Below are 14,828 nucleotides of genomic sequence, written 5' to 3'. Positions count from 1 at the left end.
AATCGTCGTGGAAGGGGTCGAGCGGCAAGGATGCCGCGAGAGCCGCGATGGGCCATGGATGGCCCTTCGCGGCGAGCCCTTGGAACGGCGATGCAGGGAGGGAACCCGGAGCGAAGCGCAGGGCCGGATGAGGGGGTGGCCTTCTTTTGGGTTACTTTTTCTTGGCCAGGCAAGAAAAAGTGACTTGGCCGGGGGGCCGAAACGGGGACTGTCCGGCTACTCGGCAAGCAGCCATGCCAAGGATCACACAATCTTGCCAGTCTGGTATCAGGCGAGCGCTTCATGCGATTGCCCTGCGCCGCCAGGGCGCTCGGTGGTCGCTGCTGGACAAGCCTGTTAGAATCGTCTGTCCTGCAGACCGGCCCTCGCCCCGGTCGAATCCCGAACCTCCTGAAGGCCTGATCCATGAGTAAGCAACCCTCCCTGAGCTACAAGGACGCCGGTGTCGACATCGACGCAGGTGAAGCGCTGGTCGAACGCATCAAGGGCGTCGCCAGGCGCACCGCGCGCCCCGAAGTGATGGGTGGCCTGGGCGGCTTCGGCGCCCTGTGCGAAATCCCGGCCGGTTACAGGCAACCGGTACTGGTTTCCGGTACCGACGGTGTCGGCACCAAGCTGCGCCTGGCGATGAACCTCGGCAAGCACGACAGCATCGGCATCGACCTGGTGGCCATGTGCGTCAACGATCTGGTGGTATGCGGCGCCGAACCGCTGTTCTTTCTCGACTACTACGCTACCGGCAAGCTCAACGTCGACGTAGCCGCCCGCGTGGTCGCCGGCATCGGCGAGGGCTGCGAGATGGCCGGCTGCGCGCTGGTCGGTGGCGAGACAGCCGAGATGCCCGGCATGTACGAGGGCGAGGACTACGACCTGGCCGGCTTCTGCGTCGGCGTGGTGGAGAAGAGCGAAATCATCGACGGCGCGAAGGTCGCCGCCGGCGACGCGCTGATCGCCCTACCCTCCTCCGGCCCGCACTCCAACGGCTACTCGCTGATCCGCAAGATCCTCGAGCTGAGCGGTACCGACGTTGCCGGCGCCACCCTGGACGGCAAGCCGCTGGCCGACCTGCTGATGGCACCGACGCGCATCTACGTCAAACCGCTGCTCAAGCTCATCCGGGAAACCGGTGCGGTCAAGGCCATGGCCCACATCACCGGCGGCGGCCTCACCGAGAATATTCCGCGCGTGCTGCCGCAAGGTACCCGGGCGGTGATCGACGTGGCCAGTTGGACCCGCCCGGCGGTGTTCGACTGGCTGCAGGAAAAAGGCAACGTCGACGAGCGCGAAATGCACCGTGTGCTCAACTGCGGCGTCGGCATGGTCGTCTGCGTCGCTCGGGACAAGGTGGAGCAGGTCCTCGCCGTGCTGCGCGCGGCGGGCGAGCGGCCTTGGCTGATCGGCGACATCGCCGCCGGCGACGGCGACGAACGCGTCCAGTTGCACAACCTGAAGGCACACTGATGGCCGACTCCTGCAATGCGGTGGTGCTGGTCTCCGGCTCCGGCAGCAACCTGCAGGCGCTGATCGACAGCCAGGACGATGGCAACCCGCTGCAAATCCGCGCGGTGATCTCCAACTGCGCCGACGCCTACGGCCTAACCCGAGCGAAGAACGCCGGTATCGCCACCCAGGTGCTCGACCACCGGACCTACGAGGGCCGCGAGGCCTTCGATGGCGCGCTGATGGAAGCGATCGACGTCTTCCAGCCCCACCTGGTGATCCTCGCCGGCTTCATGCGCATCCTCACCTCCGCCTTCGTCCGCCACTACGAAGGTCGCCTGCTGAACATCCACCCATCCCTGCTACCCCGCTACAAGGGCCTGCACACCCATCGCCGCGTTCTGGAAGCCCGGGACAACGAGCACGGCTGCAGCGTGCATTTCGTCACCGAGGAGCTCGACGGCGGCCCTCTGGTCATCCAGGCGGTAGTCCCGGTGCAACCGGGCGACACCGAGGAAAGTCTGGCGCTGCGCGTGTACTTGCAGGAACATCGGATCTACCCGCAGGCCGTGCGCTGGTTCGCCGAGGGCCGCCTGCGACTGGCCCCCGAAGGAGCCTTGTTGGATGGAGAAAAACTGCCGGCTACCGGCCATCTCATTCGAACCTAGGATAGGAGACATTATGCGTGGTGCCCTGTTGTTCGCCCTTGCCTTGCTCGCGGCGCCCACCCATGCCTTCGAACTGAAACCCTTCTTCGCCAGCTACACCGCCGACTGGAAACAGATGCCGATCAGCGGCTCCGCCGAACGCTCGCTGAAGAAGCTGGACGGTACGCGCTGGGACTACGAATTCAAGGCCAGCATGCTGCTCGCCAGCGTCACCGAACAGAGCACCTTCAGCGTCGAGAACGGCCGCCTCGTGCCGCTCGCCTATCGCTATGAGCGCAGCGGCATGGGCAAGGACAAGAAGGTCCGGCACGACTTCGACTGGCAAGCCAAGACGGTCCAGGGCAGCGAGCGCGACAAACCCGTGAAGCTGCCGCTCAACCGCGGCCTGCTGGATAAGTCCCTCTATCAGTTGGAGCTGCAGAAGGATGTCGCCGAAGGCAAGAAGAGCATGAGCTACCAGGTGCTCGACGGCGACGAGATCGAAACCTACGACTTCCGCGTACTGGGCAACGAGAACGTGCGCACCCGCGTGGGGCTAGTCGAGGCGGTCAAAGTCGAGCGCGTGCGCGATCCCACCCAGACCAACCGCAAGACCGTGTTCTGGCTCGCCAAGGACTGGGACTACCTGATGGTGCGCCTGCATCAGGTGGAGAAGGACGGCAAGGAATACCAGATCATGCTCAAGGAGGGAACGGTCGACGGCCGCCCGGTGAAAGGTCGGCTCGACTGAGACAATCCCGTCCCATACCGAAGCCGGCCGCGCGCCGGCTTTGTTTTGCATGGCATGCGACCTGTAGCGCCGGCCTGCCTTTCAGCCCACACTTTGGCACGGGTCTGGCCGGGCGAAGCCGGCTGTCGCCAAACCACTTTTACTTGGGTCACATCGTAGTTACGCTGTAACTACGATTCACTGAAGGAATTGAGATGGCCACCGAAACGACCGTCCGTGCTCGCATCGACGAGCGCATCAAGAATGAAGCCACCGTGGTGCTCGAATCCATGGGCCTAACCATGTCGGACGCCATCAAGCTGATGCTGGTGCGCATCGCCGAGGAAGGGCGCTTGCCGTTCGCGCCGCTGGAGCCCTCCCTGGAAACCATCGCGGCTGCACGTGCGGCGCGCGAGGGGAGTCTCGAAATCGTGACCCTGGACGAGCTGCGGGCGGCGATTCGTGCGGAAGATTAAGCAGACCAGCCAGTTCAAGCACGACTTGCAGCGTGAAGCGAAGGGACAGCACCAGGCAACGTTGGAAGACGACCTGCTGCCGGTCATTGAGGCGCTGGCGAAGGATCGCCCTCCGAATGTCCTGCACCGTGACCATGCCCTGACGGGCAACTGGGTGGATCATCGCGACTGCCATATAAAAACGGACCTGGTGTTGCTGTACCGGAAGCCGGACGACGAAACGCTGCAATTGGTTCGCCTCGGCTCGCATAGCGAGCTGGGGCTCTAACAACCGCTGATATGGCCACCGTGCCTTTGACCGACCAGCCCGCAACGGCCGCACCGGCAGAACGTGAATGCTCGCTCGGCGCAGTGACCACGGAGAAGAGGCTTCCCCGTTCGATGAATATTCCCCGGAATTTTTCCCGGAAATTCCCGTTCGCAAAATAGCCTTGAGTCTGCGCGGCGGCCCAGGGAATCGAAGCGAAGCGTCGAAACAACTCACGGCAGGCACAGCTTGTTTCGATGTTTTGTTTCAAGAGGAGGTACGTCTACCGCGTACCTCTCCCGAGCCTCTATACACTGCGCACGATGAAATCCTGTTTTGTGGAGCTACCACATCAGATCGTCGGGAATCTTGTAGGCCGCGTAGGGATCGTCCTCGTCCGGCGCCTCGCTCTGCGTATTGAGCAGCACCACACGGCGCGGATCGCGCTCTTGAATCTTCAGCGCCGCCTCGCGCGGTACCACCTCGTAACCGCTGCCATGGCGGACGATGCCCAACGAGCCACGGCTGAGTTTGTCGCGCATCATGGTATTCACCGGCAGGCGCTTGACCTTCTTGTCGTCGACGAAGTTGTAGTAGTCGTCGGTGTTCAGCTTAGGCAGGCGGGAAACCTCGATCAGTTGCTTGATCTGCGCGGCACGTGCCTTCTGCTCGGCCTTTTCCTGCTGATGGCGATTCAGCTCCTGGTCGCGGGCGAGTTTCTCGGCCTGGGCCTGGAGCGCCACCTGGCGTTGTGAGTCGTCCTTCTCGATCTGGCCCTTGCGCTCCAGGCGCTCCTGCTTCTGTTTATGCTTGCTGGCCTGCTTGGCCTGCTTCTCGTTGACCAGGCCGGCTTTCAGCAACTGGTCGCGCAATGACATGCTCATCGTAAGAAATCTTCCAACCGCCCGCCGCTGCGGACATTCGTTTTCAGGGGCGAATTCAGCCAAGGACAGGCTCGGGAATGGCTAGGCTGGCGCTTCCCGCAACTTGCCGACCAGTGCCTATAGGCCGGACCGTCCGACGCGATCCCGGATTCCATCGAACGCGGCCGGACGGGCTACCGAGACTCAATCCTCCAGCCTGAAGGCCCGGAGTGCAAGCCCGGAATGGCCAGGAGGCAACACCATGGGCGAGCGGCTCAGGACAACGCACTCAAACGCAGTCCGGCTCGCCACGCTCGGCGCGCTTGGCTTTTGCCCACAACGCCTCCAGCTCGTCCAGGCTGCAGCCCTCGGGACTGCGTCCGTCGGCGCGCAGGGCCTGCTCGATGAAGCGGAAACGCCACTCGAACCGATGGTTGGCACCGCGCAAAGCGACCTCCGGATCTACCGCGAGATGCCGCGCCAGGTTGGTCGCGGCGAACAACAGATCGCCGAGCTCGTCGACGATGGCCTGCGGATCGCTCCCGCTCATCGCCTCCAGTAGCTCGTCCAGCTCTTCGCGCAGCTTGTCCACCACCACCAGCGCTTCCGGCCAGTCGAAGCCGACCCGGGCGGCGCGCTTCTGCAGCTTGACCGAACGGGACAGCGCTGGCAGAGCCAGCGGCACGTCGTCGAGCAGGGACAATTGCTCCGGCGCGGCGGCCTTTTCCGCCCGCTCCTCGGCCTTGATGTCCTCCCAGCGCTGACGGATAGCCTCCTCGGCCGGCTTCGGCCGGTCCGGCGCGCCGTACAGGTCGCCGTCGGGAAATACATGGGGATGCCGGCGGATCAGCTTGCAAGTGATGCCGTCGACTACCGTGGCGAAGTCGAAGCGTCCTTCCTCCTGGGCCAGTTGACTGTAATAGACCACCTGGAACAACAGGTCGCCGAGCTCGCCCGGCAGATGGGCGAAATCGCGACGCTCGATGGCGTCGGCGACCTCGTAGGCTTCTTCGATGGTATGCGGGACTATGCTCGCGTAGGACTGCTGCAGATCCCAGGGACAGCCATGCCGCGGATCGCGCAGGCGGGCCATGAGATGCAGCAGGTCGTCGAGTCGATACATGGGCTTATCCTGTTTGGTCCTGAAGCGGGAGTCGCGAGCATAGCGCGATCCCACCCGAGGCCACAGGATTGGGAATAGATCGCCGCGTCAGAGCCCGGCGCCCAGGAGCACGCCCCAGAGCAGCCCGCCTCCGGCCGGCAGCCAGACCGCCAGACGCGGCGCGAAAGGCAGCAACAGCACCAGGGCGAAGCCGGTCAGGGAGATCATGCCGAACCAGCCGACCGGCCCCATAGCCGCGCCCCAGGCCGTGACGCAGGCGTAGAAGGCCAGCACCAGCGCCAGCCAGCCGGCGGCGCGCAGGGCGCGTGGCAACCAGGGCGGCGGCGCCTTCTGCCAGACCTGACGGTAGTGACGTTCGAGCCCCAGGCACAGCCCGAGCATGCCCGAGTAGGCGAACAACAGGCCCGCAGCGAATCCGCTTAGCATTGCACGGCTCCAGTCAGGGAATGGGAATCTCCGGCGCGGGCTTCGACCCGACCGATCCGCCAGGCCACCCAGCCCAGCACCAGGCCCAGCAGCAGGGCGCAGAGCTCCAGGGACAGGCGCGTCCAGTCGAAGGTCGCTCCGCTGAAGAGTCCGAGCAGCGGCAATGCCGCGCACAGCAGGGCGACCGCCCAGAGCTGCTCGCGCCAGGCCGCCAGTTGCGGGCGCAGCCAGGCGTGCACGAAGGTCAGCAGCCAGATGGCGAAGAACAGGCACATCTCCCAGCCACTGCGCTCACCCAGGCCGGCCGGCAGCAGGCGGTTGATCCAGAACAGCGCGATGCAGCCCAGCATCAGGCCGGCCACGCTGCCGACGTTCAGGGTCTCTACCACGCGCAGGAAGCGTTGCCCGGCGTTCGCCTCGGCGATCTGGAGGCGCTGGCGGTTGGCGAACAGCACTAGGCCGGTGGCGATCATTGCGCAACTGATCGCGCCACAGAAGAAATACAGCCAGCGCATCGGGTAGCCGCCGAACTGGGCGAAGTGCAGCCCGATCATGACCTGCTGAATCAGGGTAGTGGCACGCTTGTCGGCGGGTGCCTGCAGGCGCTTGCCGGAAACCCCGTCGAACACTGCCGACTCGCCCTTGGTCAGCGCGATGCGGTAGCCCAGCAACGGACTAGCCTCGACGCGGGCGTTGGCCTTGCCCGGATTGCGGACCCGCAGCGAGGCCACCATGCCCTTGCCGAACAGCTCCTCCGCCGGGGCGATGAAGGAATCCAGCGGCAGCAGCGCAGCGGCAGGCGCCTCATGGCCCGCCCCGCGCGGCCCCCGGCCGCCCTCCATGCCGCTCTCCGCGGGTCGGCCACCGCGCTCCATTCCACCCTCGGCAGACCGTCCGCCGCCCGGTCCGCCCGCTGCCGCCTGGGCACTGGGCGAGGCGTCGCGGAACATCGCCATGCGGTCGCCGCCGTAGAGAGCGTCCACTGCCGCCGGCATGTAGATCATGAAGAAGATCACCAGGCCGGTGTAAGTGATCATCAGGTGGAACGGCAGCAGCAGTACCCCGCTCGCATTGTGGCCGTCTAGCCAGGAGCGCCGGCCGCCGGTCGGGCGGAAAGCGAAGAAATCGCGGAACAGGTGACGGTGGATGATGAGGGAAGTGACCAGCGCCACCATCATCGCCATCGCCGCCACCCCGACCACCCAGACGCCGAAGGTACGCGGCAACTGGAGGCTGTAGTGAAAGCGGAAGAAGAAATTGCCGCCCACGCTCTCGCGCGGCTCCAGCAAGCCGCCGGATTCGGGATCGAGCACTTGGCGCTCGGCATGCCGGCCCTCGCCGGTGGAAATCTTCAGCACCGGCGAACGCTCGGTCGGCAGGTCGATGCTCCACACCGGCGCGTCGGCGTGCTCGCGCGCCAGCCACTCCTGGGCGAAGCGCACGGCCTTGTGCTGATCCGCGCCCTGGCTGGCCAGCTCCGGCTGCATCCACCAATTAATCTCCTTGTCGAACACCGTCAGGGTGCCGGTCAGGAAGATGGCGAACAGCAGCCAGCCGAGCAGCAACCCCGCCCAACGGTGCAACCAGATCATGGAGTGGCGGAAACTCTTGTTCGCGGACATCAGGCAGCTCCTCCGAACCAGACCGGCCAGAAGCCGATCAGTGCCAGCGGCACGGCCAAGGCGATGCCCAACCAGACTCGCCGCAGCGGCGCCGCGAAAGCCCAGAGCAGGAAGGCCGTATAGAAGGCGAAGGATGGCAGGGACGCGACTATCGCCGCATCGAAGCGCTCCAGCGGCAGGAGGCGCGCCAGCGCCGCGGTAGCGGCGTAGGTCAAGGCATACCCCCCGAAGACGGCCGCCACGACCCTGAGGCCTGTGTCCAGCCATACCCGTCGCGAAGGCGATAGCGTTAATCGACGGCTCAAGTTTTATCCCCTAATCAATCGTCGAGATGTCCCATGGACAGGCGCAGCGCCGGCTTGAGCGAAACCGGCAGCAGGCCGCCATGGGTCAGAGTTGGAAATTCGCGGTAATGCACGCTCAGCCCCGGCCAGCCGGAAAGCTCGCGGGCCAATTGCCGGGCCGCGTCCTCCGGCACGCTGGCCACGGCCTGGCGGCGCACCGCCATTGCCTCGGGACTGGCGCCAGCCGGCCCTGCGCCGTCGTGGTCCTTGCCGCTGCGCATGACCAGCAGGCGAAAGCCGCTCCTGGACCAGCTCCCGGCCACGGCCCGCAGGCGCTCGATCATCTCACCGCGACGCCACCAGAGCGACGGATCGGCCGCTGCGTAGGACTGGAAAGCCTCCGGCCGCGTGGCCAGGACGTGCAACACGAATAGCCCGCCGTAGGAATGCCCCCACAGGGTCTGCCGAGACCGGTCGACCGGGGCGAGCTTCTCGACCGCCGGCTTGATCCGCTGCTCCAGCAGATCGAGGAAGTGGCCGGCTCCCCCACCCTTGCGGTCGCCCGCCAACTCGTCCACATAAGACTGTCCATCGGCGAGCGGCGGCGTGTAATCGAAAGCCCGGGAGCGCACGTTGAAACGCAACGGCGCCTCATAGCCCAGAGCGACGATCACTGGCGGGTCGTCGCCGGCCAGTGTCTGCAGAAGCGGCTCGTCCAGCGCCGCCAGGGCGGCGTTGCCGTCGAGCAGATAGACCGCCGGGTAGCCTGTGGCGGCGGCCGGGAGTCGAGGAATGGCGACCACCACCCGATAACGCCGCTCGCCATCGGCGGAAACGAAATTCAGGTTTTCGAAGCGATACGCGGCGGAGCCGGTGTCGGCGACGGTCGGCCCGGCCGGACGGTCCAGCTCGGGCCTGGCCAGGACGCATTCGGCCGGGAAGGCGAGCAGTACGGCGCCCAGCAGAACGGCATGCAGCGCTTGCATGTTCATAGCATCCCCATCTGCCGCCAGCGCGGCAACACGACGGTCTCGAAGGTCAGCAGGCGCTGCTCCAGGTCGGCTTCGCCGGGGCCGCCCGCATTCGCCAACAGGGTCCAGATCGTCTCCCGTAGCAGCCGGCCGGCGATCCCCGGATACTCCAGCAGAACCCGCAGGGCCACCATCTGCAGGCGGTCGGCGGCCACTGCCGAACCGAGGCTGGGAGCGGCTAGATAGCCGTAGGCGGTGCCCTGCAAGGCTCTTTCGCAGAGCACCTGGTTCAGGCTCCGGCAACGCTCGGTCGCGACCTCGCCCGGCAGCAACGGATGGATGTGCCCCGCCCAGGCGAGCATCTGCAGGGCCGGGCTGATCAACCCGGTCTGTCCCTGCAGCGCTGGCAGGCGAGCCAGTTCGGCGAAAGAACACGGTCCCGCCGCCAGGGCTCCGAGCAGCGGGCTGAACAGGCCGGCCTGCCCCTGCACCGGGCCGATGCGGGTATCGAAATCGATGCCGCCACCTTCCGGCGCCCCCGGGAGAGCCGTCACCACCTGGTCGAGCAGCGCCTGACGGTGCGCCTGCTCATCCAGCCGGCGCACACCGTTCTGATAGAGATCACGGCGCTCGGACTGATTGCGCGCCAGGTCCTTGAAGGTCTCCCGTTCGGCTGGCGTGCGCAGTTCCTGCAACAGGGGCAGCAGATTGCCCGGCAGGGACAGCGCATCGATGTTTTCCAGCGGCGTGGCGCTGCCGATGTACTCGCAGCCGCAGGCGGACAGCGCCGCCATGACATCGGCCACGTGCAGCGAATCCCAGTGCGCGTTCAGCAGCTCGTGGGCTAGCTGCCGCGGGTCTTCCCGCCGGCCCGCCGCCAGATAGCGTCCCGCCGCCGGATGCTCCCGGAAGAAGCCGGCGCCGCCCTGCTCCATACGCCCGAGCAGGCCGAGCCCGGCCTGTAGCCGGGCCACCGAGTCGCCCGCCACGGAGTCGCCACGGCAGCGCAGAAAACGCTGCATCGCGGACAGAAACGCCATGCCGGGCTGGCACATGTAGCCGAGATAGAGGATACCGCCCGGCTTGAGCCAGTGGCGCACGCAATGGCGCACTGCCTCGCGATCGGCCGCGGAGATCCATGAGTAGACGCCGCTGAGGACGATGAAGTCATACTGCGCCCGCTGTTCCCCGGCTATCCCGGCCAGGGAAGCGAAATCGGCCTCGACGAATTCGAGGTTGTCCAGCCCGGCGGCTCGCGCTAGGGCGCGGCCGTGGGCGATGTGCCGCGGGTTGAAATCGACGGCGACGAAGCGTCCCAGGGGGTTGGCCGCGGCGTTCAGCGCCGCGCCCAGCCCTTGGCCGCAGCCGAGCTCGCACCAGCTATAGGGAGCGGAGATGTCCGGCGCCGCGATCCCCAGCGCGGAGGCGACGAAGGACAGCCAGAGCGGCGTCGACTCCCGCTGGAAATGGTGGGGATAGGGCACATCCAGTACATAGCCGGTGTCTCTCAAGCTCGACTCCCGTGGTCAGAAGGTGAATTTCGCCGAAGCGTAGTAGGCCCGGCCCGGATCGTTGTAGCTGGAGGCGCCGGCGTTGCCGCCGTTGGTACCTTCGCGCTTGATTTCCTTGTCGAACAGGTTGTTGATGCCAGCGCCGAAGCTCCAGTTCTTGGTCAGCTCGTAGTTGCCGTTGATCGCCCACAGGGTGTAACCGCCCTGCTGCTTGACGGCGGTACCGGTGGCCGCGGCCCCGGTGCTGGTGATGTTGCGCGGGTCCTGGTAGCCGTAGAGGGTCATGCTCAGGTTCAGGTTGAGCGCCTTGGTGGCCTGCCAGTCGAGGATCGAGTTGACGGTGAACTTGGGAATGACCGAGAGGATTTCGCCGGTCTTCTTGTTCTTGTTCTCGATCATGTAGGTGAAGTTGGTGTTCCAACTCAGGATGTCGCCCTGGTCGCCCATCAGCGGGATGTTCAAAGTACCTTCCCAGCCGGCCACTACGGCCTTGTCGGCGTTCTCCCACTGCAGGACCTGCCCGCCCACCGAAGTTTTGTAAGTCGAGTTCAAGCCAGCGACGATCTTGTCTTCGTATTCGTTGCGGAAGTAGGTGATGCCGGCGTTCCAGCCGTCCAGCGTGTAGGCGATGCCGGCCTCGAAGTTCCAGCTCTTTTCCTCGCTCAAGTTGTCGTTACCTTGTACATAACAACCGCCGGGGCGACTCGACACAGGCATATCGGACGGGCAACCGTTACCCATGGTGTAGTAGATGTAGTTACTGTTCGACTGGTACAAGTTCGGCGCCTTGAAGGCCCGTGACAGACCGCCCTTGAGGCTGATGGCATCGGTGAGCTGGTAGGAGGTGTTCAGACTCGGACTCCAAATACTACCGAAGACAGTATGGTTATCGAAGCGCAGGCCGGGGGTCACTGTCCAGCGGTCGGTGACGTGCATGTTGGTTTCGGCGAAGAAAGCGATGTTCTCGTTGGTCGATTCGCTGTCGCGGCCGGTACTCGCGATGCCGGGAATTCCGGTGGCGCTCTGGCTCATCGAGAAGGGGTCGTCCAGCACCTCTTTGGTGTACTCGAAGCCCAGGGTCGCCACCTGGCTGAAGCCAAGGGTGAAGGGAATATTCACCTCGCCGCTCAGCGCGTAGTTGTCATATTCGGAAGTGGACATGCCACCGGAGTTGATACTGCCCTCGCCGCCGCCGGCCAAGCCCTCGTTGAGGCGCCGGTTACGGGTGTTCTCGTAGGAGAACACCAGTTGCGAGGTACCCCAGTCCCAGTTGCCGCGGTGAGTGAGCGAGCCGGCGCGGCGGTACATGATGTTGGTTTCCCGGCCGAACAACTGGTTCAGCAATTCGGAGCCCGTGGTGCTAACGGCGCGGTCGCCGGCGTAGATGTTGCCCTGGCGGCTATAGCTGCCCTCGATCTCGATGGTTTGCTGCGGGGTCAGGTCCCAACGTAGCATGCCGTTGAGGTCGCGGTTGCGCACCCCTTCCTTGCCGGCCGGCGGGGTGATGCCGCCATTAGCCGTATAGGCGGCGTTCAGGCCGGGACGGTCGGCCTCGGTCTTGTTGACGTTACCGTGAATGCGGTAGGAGAGATTCTGTACCAGCGGTCCGCTGAGGCTGAAGTTCACGCGCTTGCTCAACCCTTCGTACTCGCTTTCCGGGCTGTTGTAGTAGGTGGAGACCGAGCCATGGGTCTTCTCGGTCGGCGCCTTGGTGATGATGTTCACCACGCCGCCCATGGCCCCCGAGCCGTAGCGCGCCGCCGCCGGGCCGCGCAGCACCTCGATGCGTTCTACCAGTTCCGCCGGCACCCAGTTGGTGTCGCCGCGCGTGTTGCGCTCGCCGCTGCGGCCCATGCGCACCGAGTTGCGCGAGCGCACCGGCTTGCCGTCGATCAGGATCAGGGTGTTCTCCGGGCCCATGCCGCGGATATCGATCTGCCGGTTGTTGCCGTACTGGCCGCTGGAACTGTTGCCGGTGAGGTTGACACCGGGCATCTTGCGGATGATGTCGGACAGGTCGTTGACCGGCGGACGCTTCTTGATGTCGTCGGCGGTGATAATAGACACGCCAGGCTGCTGTTTCAGCTCGCGCTCCGCGGTGACCAGCACATCGTCCAGTTCGAGGGTGCCCTCCTGCGCCTGATAGGAGCCATCACCCGTGGCCCCCTCCTCGCTAGTGACCTCTTCCGCGGCTTCCGCCAGGAGGGGTGAAGAAACCGCCAGCAATGCCAAGGGCAGATGCGCAAGCCTGAAACGCGGATACATGCCTTACCTCACTCAATATGTGTGGACGAACCGGCCATCTACCTGACCGAAACCGACCCGAGCGCAGGCAGCGAAATGCAGGATTCCGACGCCCGGCCCGAGCGGACCTTTCGATCCCGGAGATGGCGGCACACGATAAATCGAGCGAGATGATATAAATTCCCATTTAATAGTAAAGTGCATTTACGAAGTATACATTTTCAGGCGCAGCACCATGCGCAGCCCCGGCCGGCCGTATTCCGCCCACAACCGGCCCCCCTGCTGGCAAACCAGCCGGCGGGCGATCGCCAGTCCCAGCCCGAATCCGTCCCCCCCCGGCCGCGCGGCATTGAGCCGGGTAAAAGGCTGGAAGATGCGTTCCAAATCCCTCTCCGGCACCCCTGGCCCCTGATCCTCGACCCACAGCAACCAATGGTCGTCCTCGATCCGGCCATCCAGGCAGACGCAACCGCCCTCCGGCGAATGGCGGATCGCATTGCGCAAAATGTTCTCCAGCGCTCGCGCCAGGCTGTTGAGGTGCCCCCACACCAGACAGTCGGGCGGCAGACGGCAGGGCAGCCGCCGGGGGTTCCAGCCGCTTTCGAAACAGGCATCCTCGCGCAGGATCTCCCATAGCGAGGCCACCGCCACCGGCTCCAGTGGCGGCTGTGGCCGCTCGGTATCCATCCAGGCCAGTTCCAGGGTGCTGTCGATCAAGGCTCGCATAACGCCGACTTCGCGCAGGAGCCGTTCTTCCAGTTCGCAGCCGTTCAAACCGGCCTCGCCGGCCACTTGCAGGCGACTCAGTGGCGTGCGCAGCTCGTGGGACAGGTCTCGCAGCAATTGGCGCTGCAGGCCCAGCGAGTCCTCCAGGCGCCCGGCCATGTGATCGAAGGCACGCCCGAGCTCCCCCAGTTCATCGCTGCGCTGCGCGACCGCCGGGTCCACACGCGCCTCCAAATTATCCGCGTGCAGAGCGTTGGCCAGTTCGCGCAGACGCGCCAGCGGCGCGATCAGCACCCGGTACAGGCCGATGCAGAGCAGCAGGGCCAGGCCAGCGGGAATCAGGAACTGAACCGCGGCCTTGTACAGGACCTGGTAACGCCAGGGACGAAAGCGCTCGGGCAGTTGGATGACCAGATAGCTGCGCCCGTCGGCCAGCGGCAGGGAGAGCAACGGCAGTTCCGGGCTGCGCCGGCTCATTCGCCACTCCAGGCCGCGCAAAAAGGTCAACCGCCGGCTCTCGATCAGCGGCCGGCTCCCCAACGACTGCAGACTTTCATCCACCAGATCGGCCGCTCCCGGCTCCCGCGACCTCAGGTCGCGCAGAAAGGCATCCACGGCTTCGGGTCCTTCCCTGGCCACACGGGCGGCTTCACCGGCGTAGCCTCGCAGGACCTGGCGAGCCTCGTCGGAAAGGTAAGAGGTCTGCTGATCGATCCAGCGGCCCCAGGAGCCGATCAAAAAAATCACCAGCAGGCAGAAAGCGACCAACAGCGCGGCCAGCCGCCAGAACAGCGAATGACGGCCCGGCACTCAAGCCACCTGCAGTTCCAGCAGATAGCCCTTGCCCCATACCGTCTCCAGCCGGACACCCTGAACGCCCAGACCGGCCAGCTTGCGCCGGATGTTGCTGATATGCATGTCGAGACTGCGATCGTACTGGGAATAGCCCCGACGCAATACCTGCTGGTACAGAAACGGCTTGCTCAGCACCTCGCCCGGATGACGTGCGAAGGTTTCCAGCAGACGGTATTCGGTCAGCGTCAATCCGGCCCAGCCATCGCCATGCCGGACATCACAGCGCACCTCGTCGAGGAGCAATGCAGAGCCGCCCCAATGCACGGGCTGCCTGCGCTCGTAGGCGACGCGCCGCAGGATCGCCTCGATGCGCACCTGCAACTCGCCCATGCTGAAAGGCTTGGGCAGGTAGTCATCGGCCCCGCGGCTGAAGCCGGTGATGCGATCCTGCTCGTCACCCAGCGCGGAAATCAGAATGACCGGGACATGCCGCCGCTGGCGCAGCCGGGCCAGTACCTCGAGACCGTTGAGTCCGGGCAGCAGAATGTCCAGGAGGATCAGATCGAAGTCGCATTCGCTAGCCAGCTCTAGACCACTGTGGCCGTCGCTGCACAGCGTCACGACAAAGCCTCGACGCTCCAGATGCTCGTTCAGGTGGACGCCCAACAGAGGATCGTCCTCGATGACCAGGATGCGGCGATTGGGAAAGCACATCATCTTTCA

The 14,828-nt window shown here is 65.1% G+C and carries 15 protein-coding genes; 5 read left to right on the top strand and 10 right to left on the bottom strand.

Features of this window, described 5'->3' with window-relative positions:
• Positions 1–405 precede the first annotated feature (405 nt).
• The 5 genes from purM to ACGI6K_RS05845 all read left to right on the top strand — a co-directional run bounded on the left by purM (position 406) and on the right by ACGI6K_RS05845 (position 3,561).
• Entirely contained in the window at positions 406–1,461 is a 1,056-nt protein-coding gene (gene purM, locus ACGI6K_RS05865) for a phosphoribosylformylglycinamidine cyclo-ligase (protein ID WP_376941926.1), read from the top strand.
• Positions 1,461–2,108 carry a phosphoribosylglycinamide formyltransferase gene (gene purN, locus ACGI6K_RS05860; RefSeq protein WP_376941924.1) on the top strand — a complete coding sequence of 216 codons (648 nt, stop codon included), beginning with the start codon at positions 1,461–1,463 and terminating at the stop codon, positions 2,106–2,108. The genes purM and purN overlap by 1 nt, the downstream gene beginning before the upstream one ends.
• Positions 2,109–2,121: 13 nt before the next feature.
• On the top strand, positions 2,122–2,838 hold the full coding sequence (locus ACGI6K_RS05855; RefSeq protein WP_012702212.1) for a DUF3108 domain-containing protein: 717 nt from the start codon (positions 2,122–2,124) through the stop codon (positions 2,836–2,838).
• A gap of 194 nt (positions 2,839–3,032) precedes the next feature.
• A complete protein-coding gene (locus ACGI6K_RS05850) occupies positions 3,033–3,293 on the top strand; it encodes a type II toxin-antitoxin system RelB/DinJ family antitoxin (RefSeq protein ID WP_376941921.1) in 261 nt (86 codons plus the stop codon).
• Entirely contained in the window at positions 3,280–3,561 is a 282-nt protein-coding gene (locus ACGI6K_RS05845) for a type II toxin-antitoxin system RelE/ParE family toxin (protein WP_376941919.1), read from the top strand. The genes ACGI6K_RS05850 and ACGI6K_RS05845 overlap by 14 nt, the downstream gene beginning before the upstream one ends.
• Before the next feature lie 323 nt (positions 3,562–3,884).
• On the opposite strand, the gene ACGI6K_RS05840 is transcribed toward ACGI6K_RS05845, so the two are convergent.
• From ACGI6K_RS05840 to ACGI6K_RS05795, 10 genes are all read right to left on the bottom strand, one after another.
• Positions 3,885–4,424 (bottom strand): DUF2058 domain-containing protein, encoded by a 540-nt coding sequence (locus ACGI6K_RS05840; RefSeq protein WP_376941918.1) that lies wholly within the window; start codon positions 4,422–4,424, stop codon positions 3,885–3,887.
• Between the two features lie 268 nt (positions 4,425–4,692).
• Positions 4,693–5,526 carry a nucleoside triphosphate pyrophosphohydrolase gene (gene mazG, locus ACGI6K_RS05835; RefSeq protein ID WP_376941917.1) on the bottom strand — a complete coding sequence of 278 codons (834 nt, stop codon included), beginning with the start codon at positions 5,524–5,526 and terminating at the stop codon, positions 4,693–4,695.
• A gap of 87 nt (positions 5,527–5,613) precedes the next feature.
• Complete coding sequence (locus tag ACGI6K_RS05830; protein WP_012702217.1) at positions 5,614–5,952, bottom strand: DUF3325 domain-containing protein; 339 nt, start codon at positions 5,950–5,952, stop codon at positions 5,614–5,616.
• Complete coding sequence (locus ACGI6K_RS05825) at positions 5,946–7,574, bottom strand: PepSY-associated TM helix domain-containing protein (RefSeq protein ID WP_376941916.1); 1,629 nt, start codon at positions 7,572–7,574, stop codon at positions 5,946–5,948. The genes ACGI6K_RS05830 and ACGI6K_RS05825 overlap by 7 nt, the downstream gene beginning before the upstream one ends.
• Positions 7,574–7,789, bottom strand: coding sequence for a hypothetical protein (locus tag ACGI6K_RS05820; protein ID WP_376941915.1), 216 nt, complete (start codon positions 7,787–7,789; stop codon positions 7,574–7,576). Before ACGI6K_RS05820 ends, ACGI6K_RS05825 begins: the two co-directional genes overlap by 1 nt.
• 104 nt (positions 7,790–7,893) lie before the next feature.
• On the bottom strand, positions 7,894–8,850 hold the full coding sequence (locus ACGI6K_RS05815; protein WP_376941914.1) for an alpha/beta hydrolase: 957 nt from the start codon (positions 8,848–8,850) through the stop codon (positions 7,894–7,896).
• Positions 8,847–10,340, bottom strand: coding sequence for a class I SAM-dependent methyltransferase (locus ACGI6K_RS05810; protein WP_376941912.1), 1,494 nt, complete (start codon positions 10,338–10,340; stop codon positions 8,847–8,849). Before ACGI6K_RS05810 ends, ACGI6K_RS05815 begins: the two co-directional genes overlap by 4 nt.
• Positions 10,341–10,355: 15 nt before the next feature.
• Complete coding sequence (locus tag ACGI6K_RS05805) at positions 10,356–12,605, bottom strand: TonB-dependent siderophore receptor (protein WP_376941910.1); 2,250 nt, start codon at positions 12,603–12,605, stop codon at positions 10,356–10,358.
• A 183-nt stretch (positions 12,606–12,788) separates the two neighbouring features.
• Complete coding sequence (locus ACGI6K_RS05800; RefSeq protein ID WP_376941908.1) at positions 12,789–14,120, bottom strand: sensor histidine kinase; 1,332 nt, start codon at positions 14,118–14,120, stop codon at positions 12,789–12,791.
• Complete coding sequence (locus tag ACGI6K_RS05795; protein WP_376941906.1) at positions 14,121–14,822, bottom strand: response regulator transcription factor; 702 nt, start codon at positions 14,820–14,822, stop codon at positions 14,121–14,123.
• Between the last annotated feature and the right edge of the window lie 6 nt (positions 14,823–14,828).

It is taken from the genome of Azorhizophilus paspali (assembly GCF_043587585.2).
Classification (GTDB): Bacteria; Pseudomonadota; Gammaproteobacteria; order Pseudomonadales; family Pseudomonadaceae; genus Azotobacter; species Azotobacter paspali.
The sequence above is the reverse complement of the archived record's forward strand: the minus strand, read 5'-3'. Positions and strand labels throughout refer to the sequence as shown.

Bases quoted from the DNA above. Each gene is read 5' to 3' on its own strand.
- purM (WP_376941926.1), top strand. From the start codon at position 406: ATGAGTAAGCAACCCTCCCTGAGCTACAAGGACGCCGGTGTCGACATC.
- purN (WP_376941924.1), top strand. From the start codon at position 1,461: ATGGCCGACTCCTGCAATGCGGTGGTGCTGGTCTCCGGCTCCGGCAGC.
- ACGI6K_RS05855 (WP_012702212.1), top strand. From the start codon at position 2,122: ATGCGTGGTGCCCTGTTGTTCGCCCTTGCCTTGCTCGCGGCGCCCACC.
- ACGI6K_RS05850 (WP_376941921.1), top strand. From the start codon at position 3,033: ATGGCCACCGAAACGACCGTCCGTGCTCGCATCGACGAGCGCATCAAG.
- ACGI6K_RS05840 (WP_376941918.1), bottom strand. From the start codon at position 4,424: ATGAGCATGTCATTGCGCGACCAGTTGCTGAAAGCCGGCCTGGTCAAC.
- mazG (WP_376941917.1), bottom strand. From the start codon at position 5,526: ATGTATCGACTCGACGACCTGCTGCATCTCATGGCCCGCCTGCGCGAT.
- ACGI6K_RS05830 (WP_012702217.1), bottom strand. From the start codon at position 5,952: ATGCTAAGCGGATTCGCTGCGGGCCTGTTGTTCGCCTACTCGGGCATG.
- ACGI6K_RS05825 (WP_376941916.1), bottom strand. From the start codon at position 7,574: ATGTCCGCGAACAAGAGTTTCCGCCACTCCATGATCTGGTTGCACCGT.
- ACGI6K_RS05815 (WP_376941914.1), bottom strand. From the start codon at position 8,850: ATGAACATGCAAGCGCTGCATGCCGTTCTGCTGGGCGCCGTACTGCTC.
- ACGI6K_RS05805 (WP_376941910.1), bottom strand. From the start codon at position 12,605: ATGTATCCGCGTTTCAGGCTTGCGCATCTGCCCTTGGCATTGCTGGCG.
- ACGI6K_RS05795 (WP_376941906.1), bottom strand. From the start codon at position 14,822: ATGATGTGCTTTCCCAATCGCCGCATCCTGGTCATCGAGGACGATCCT.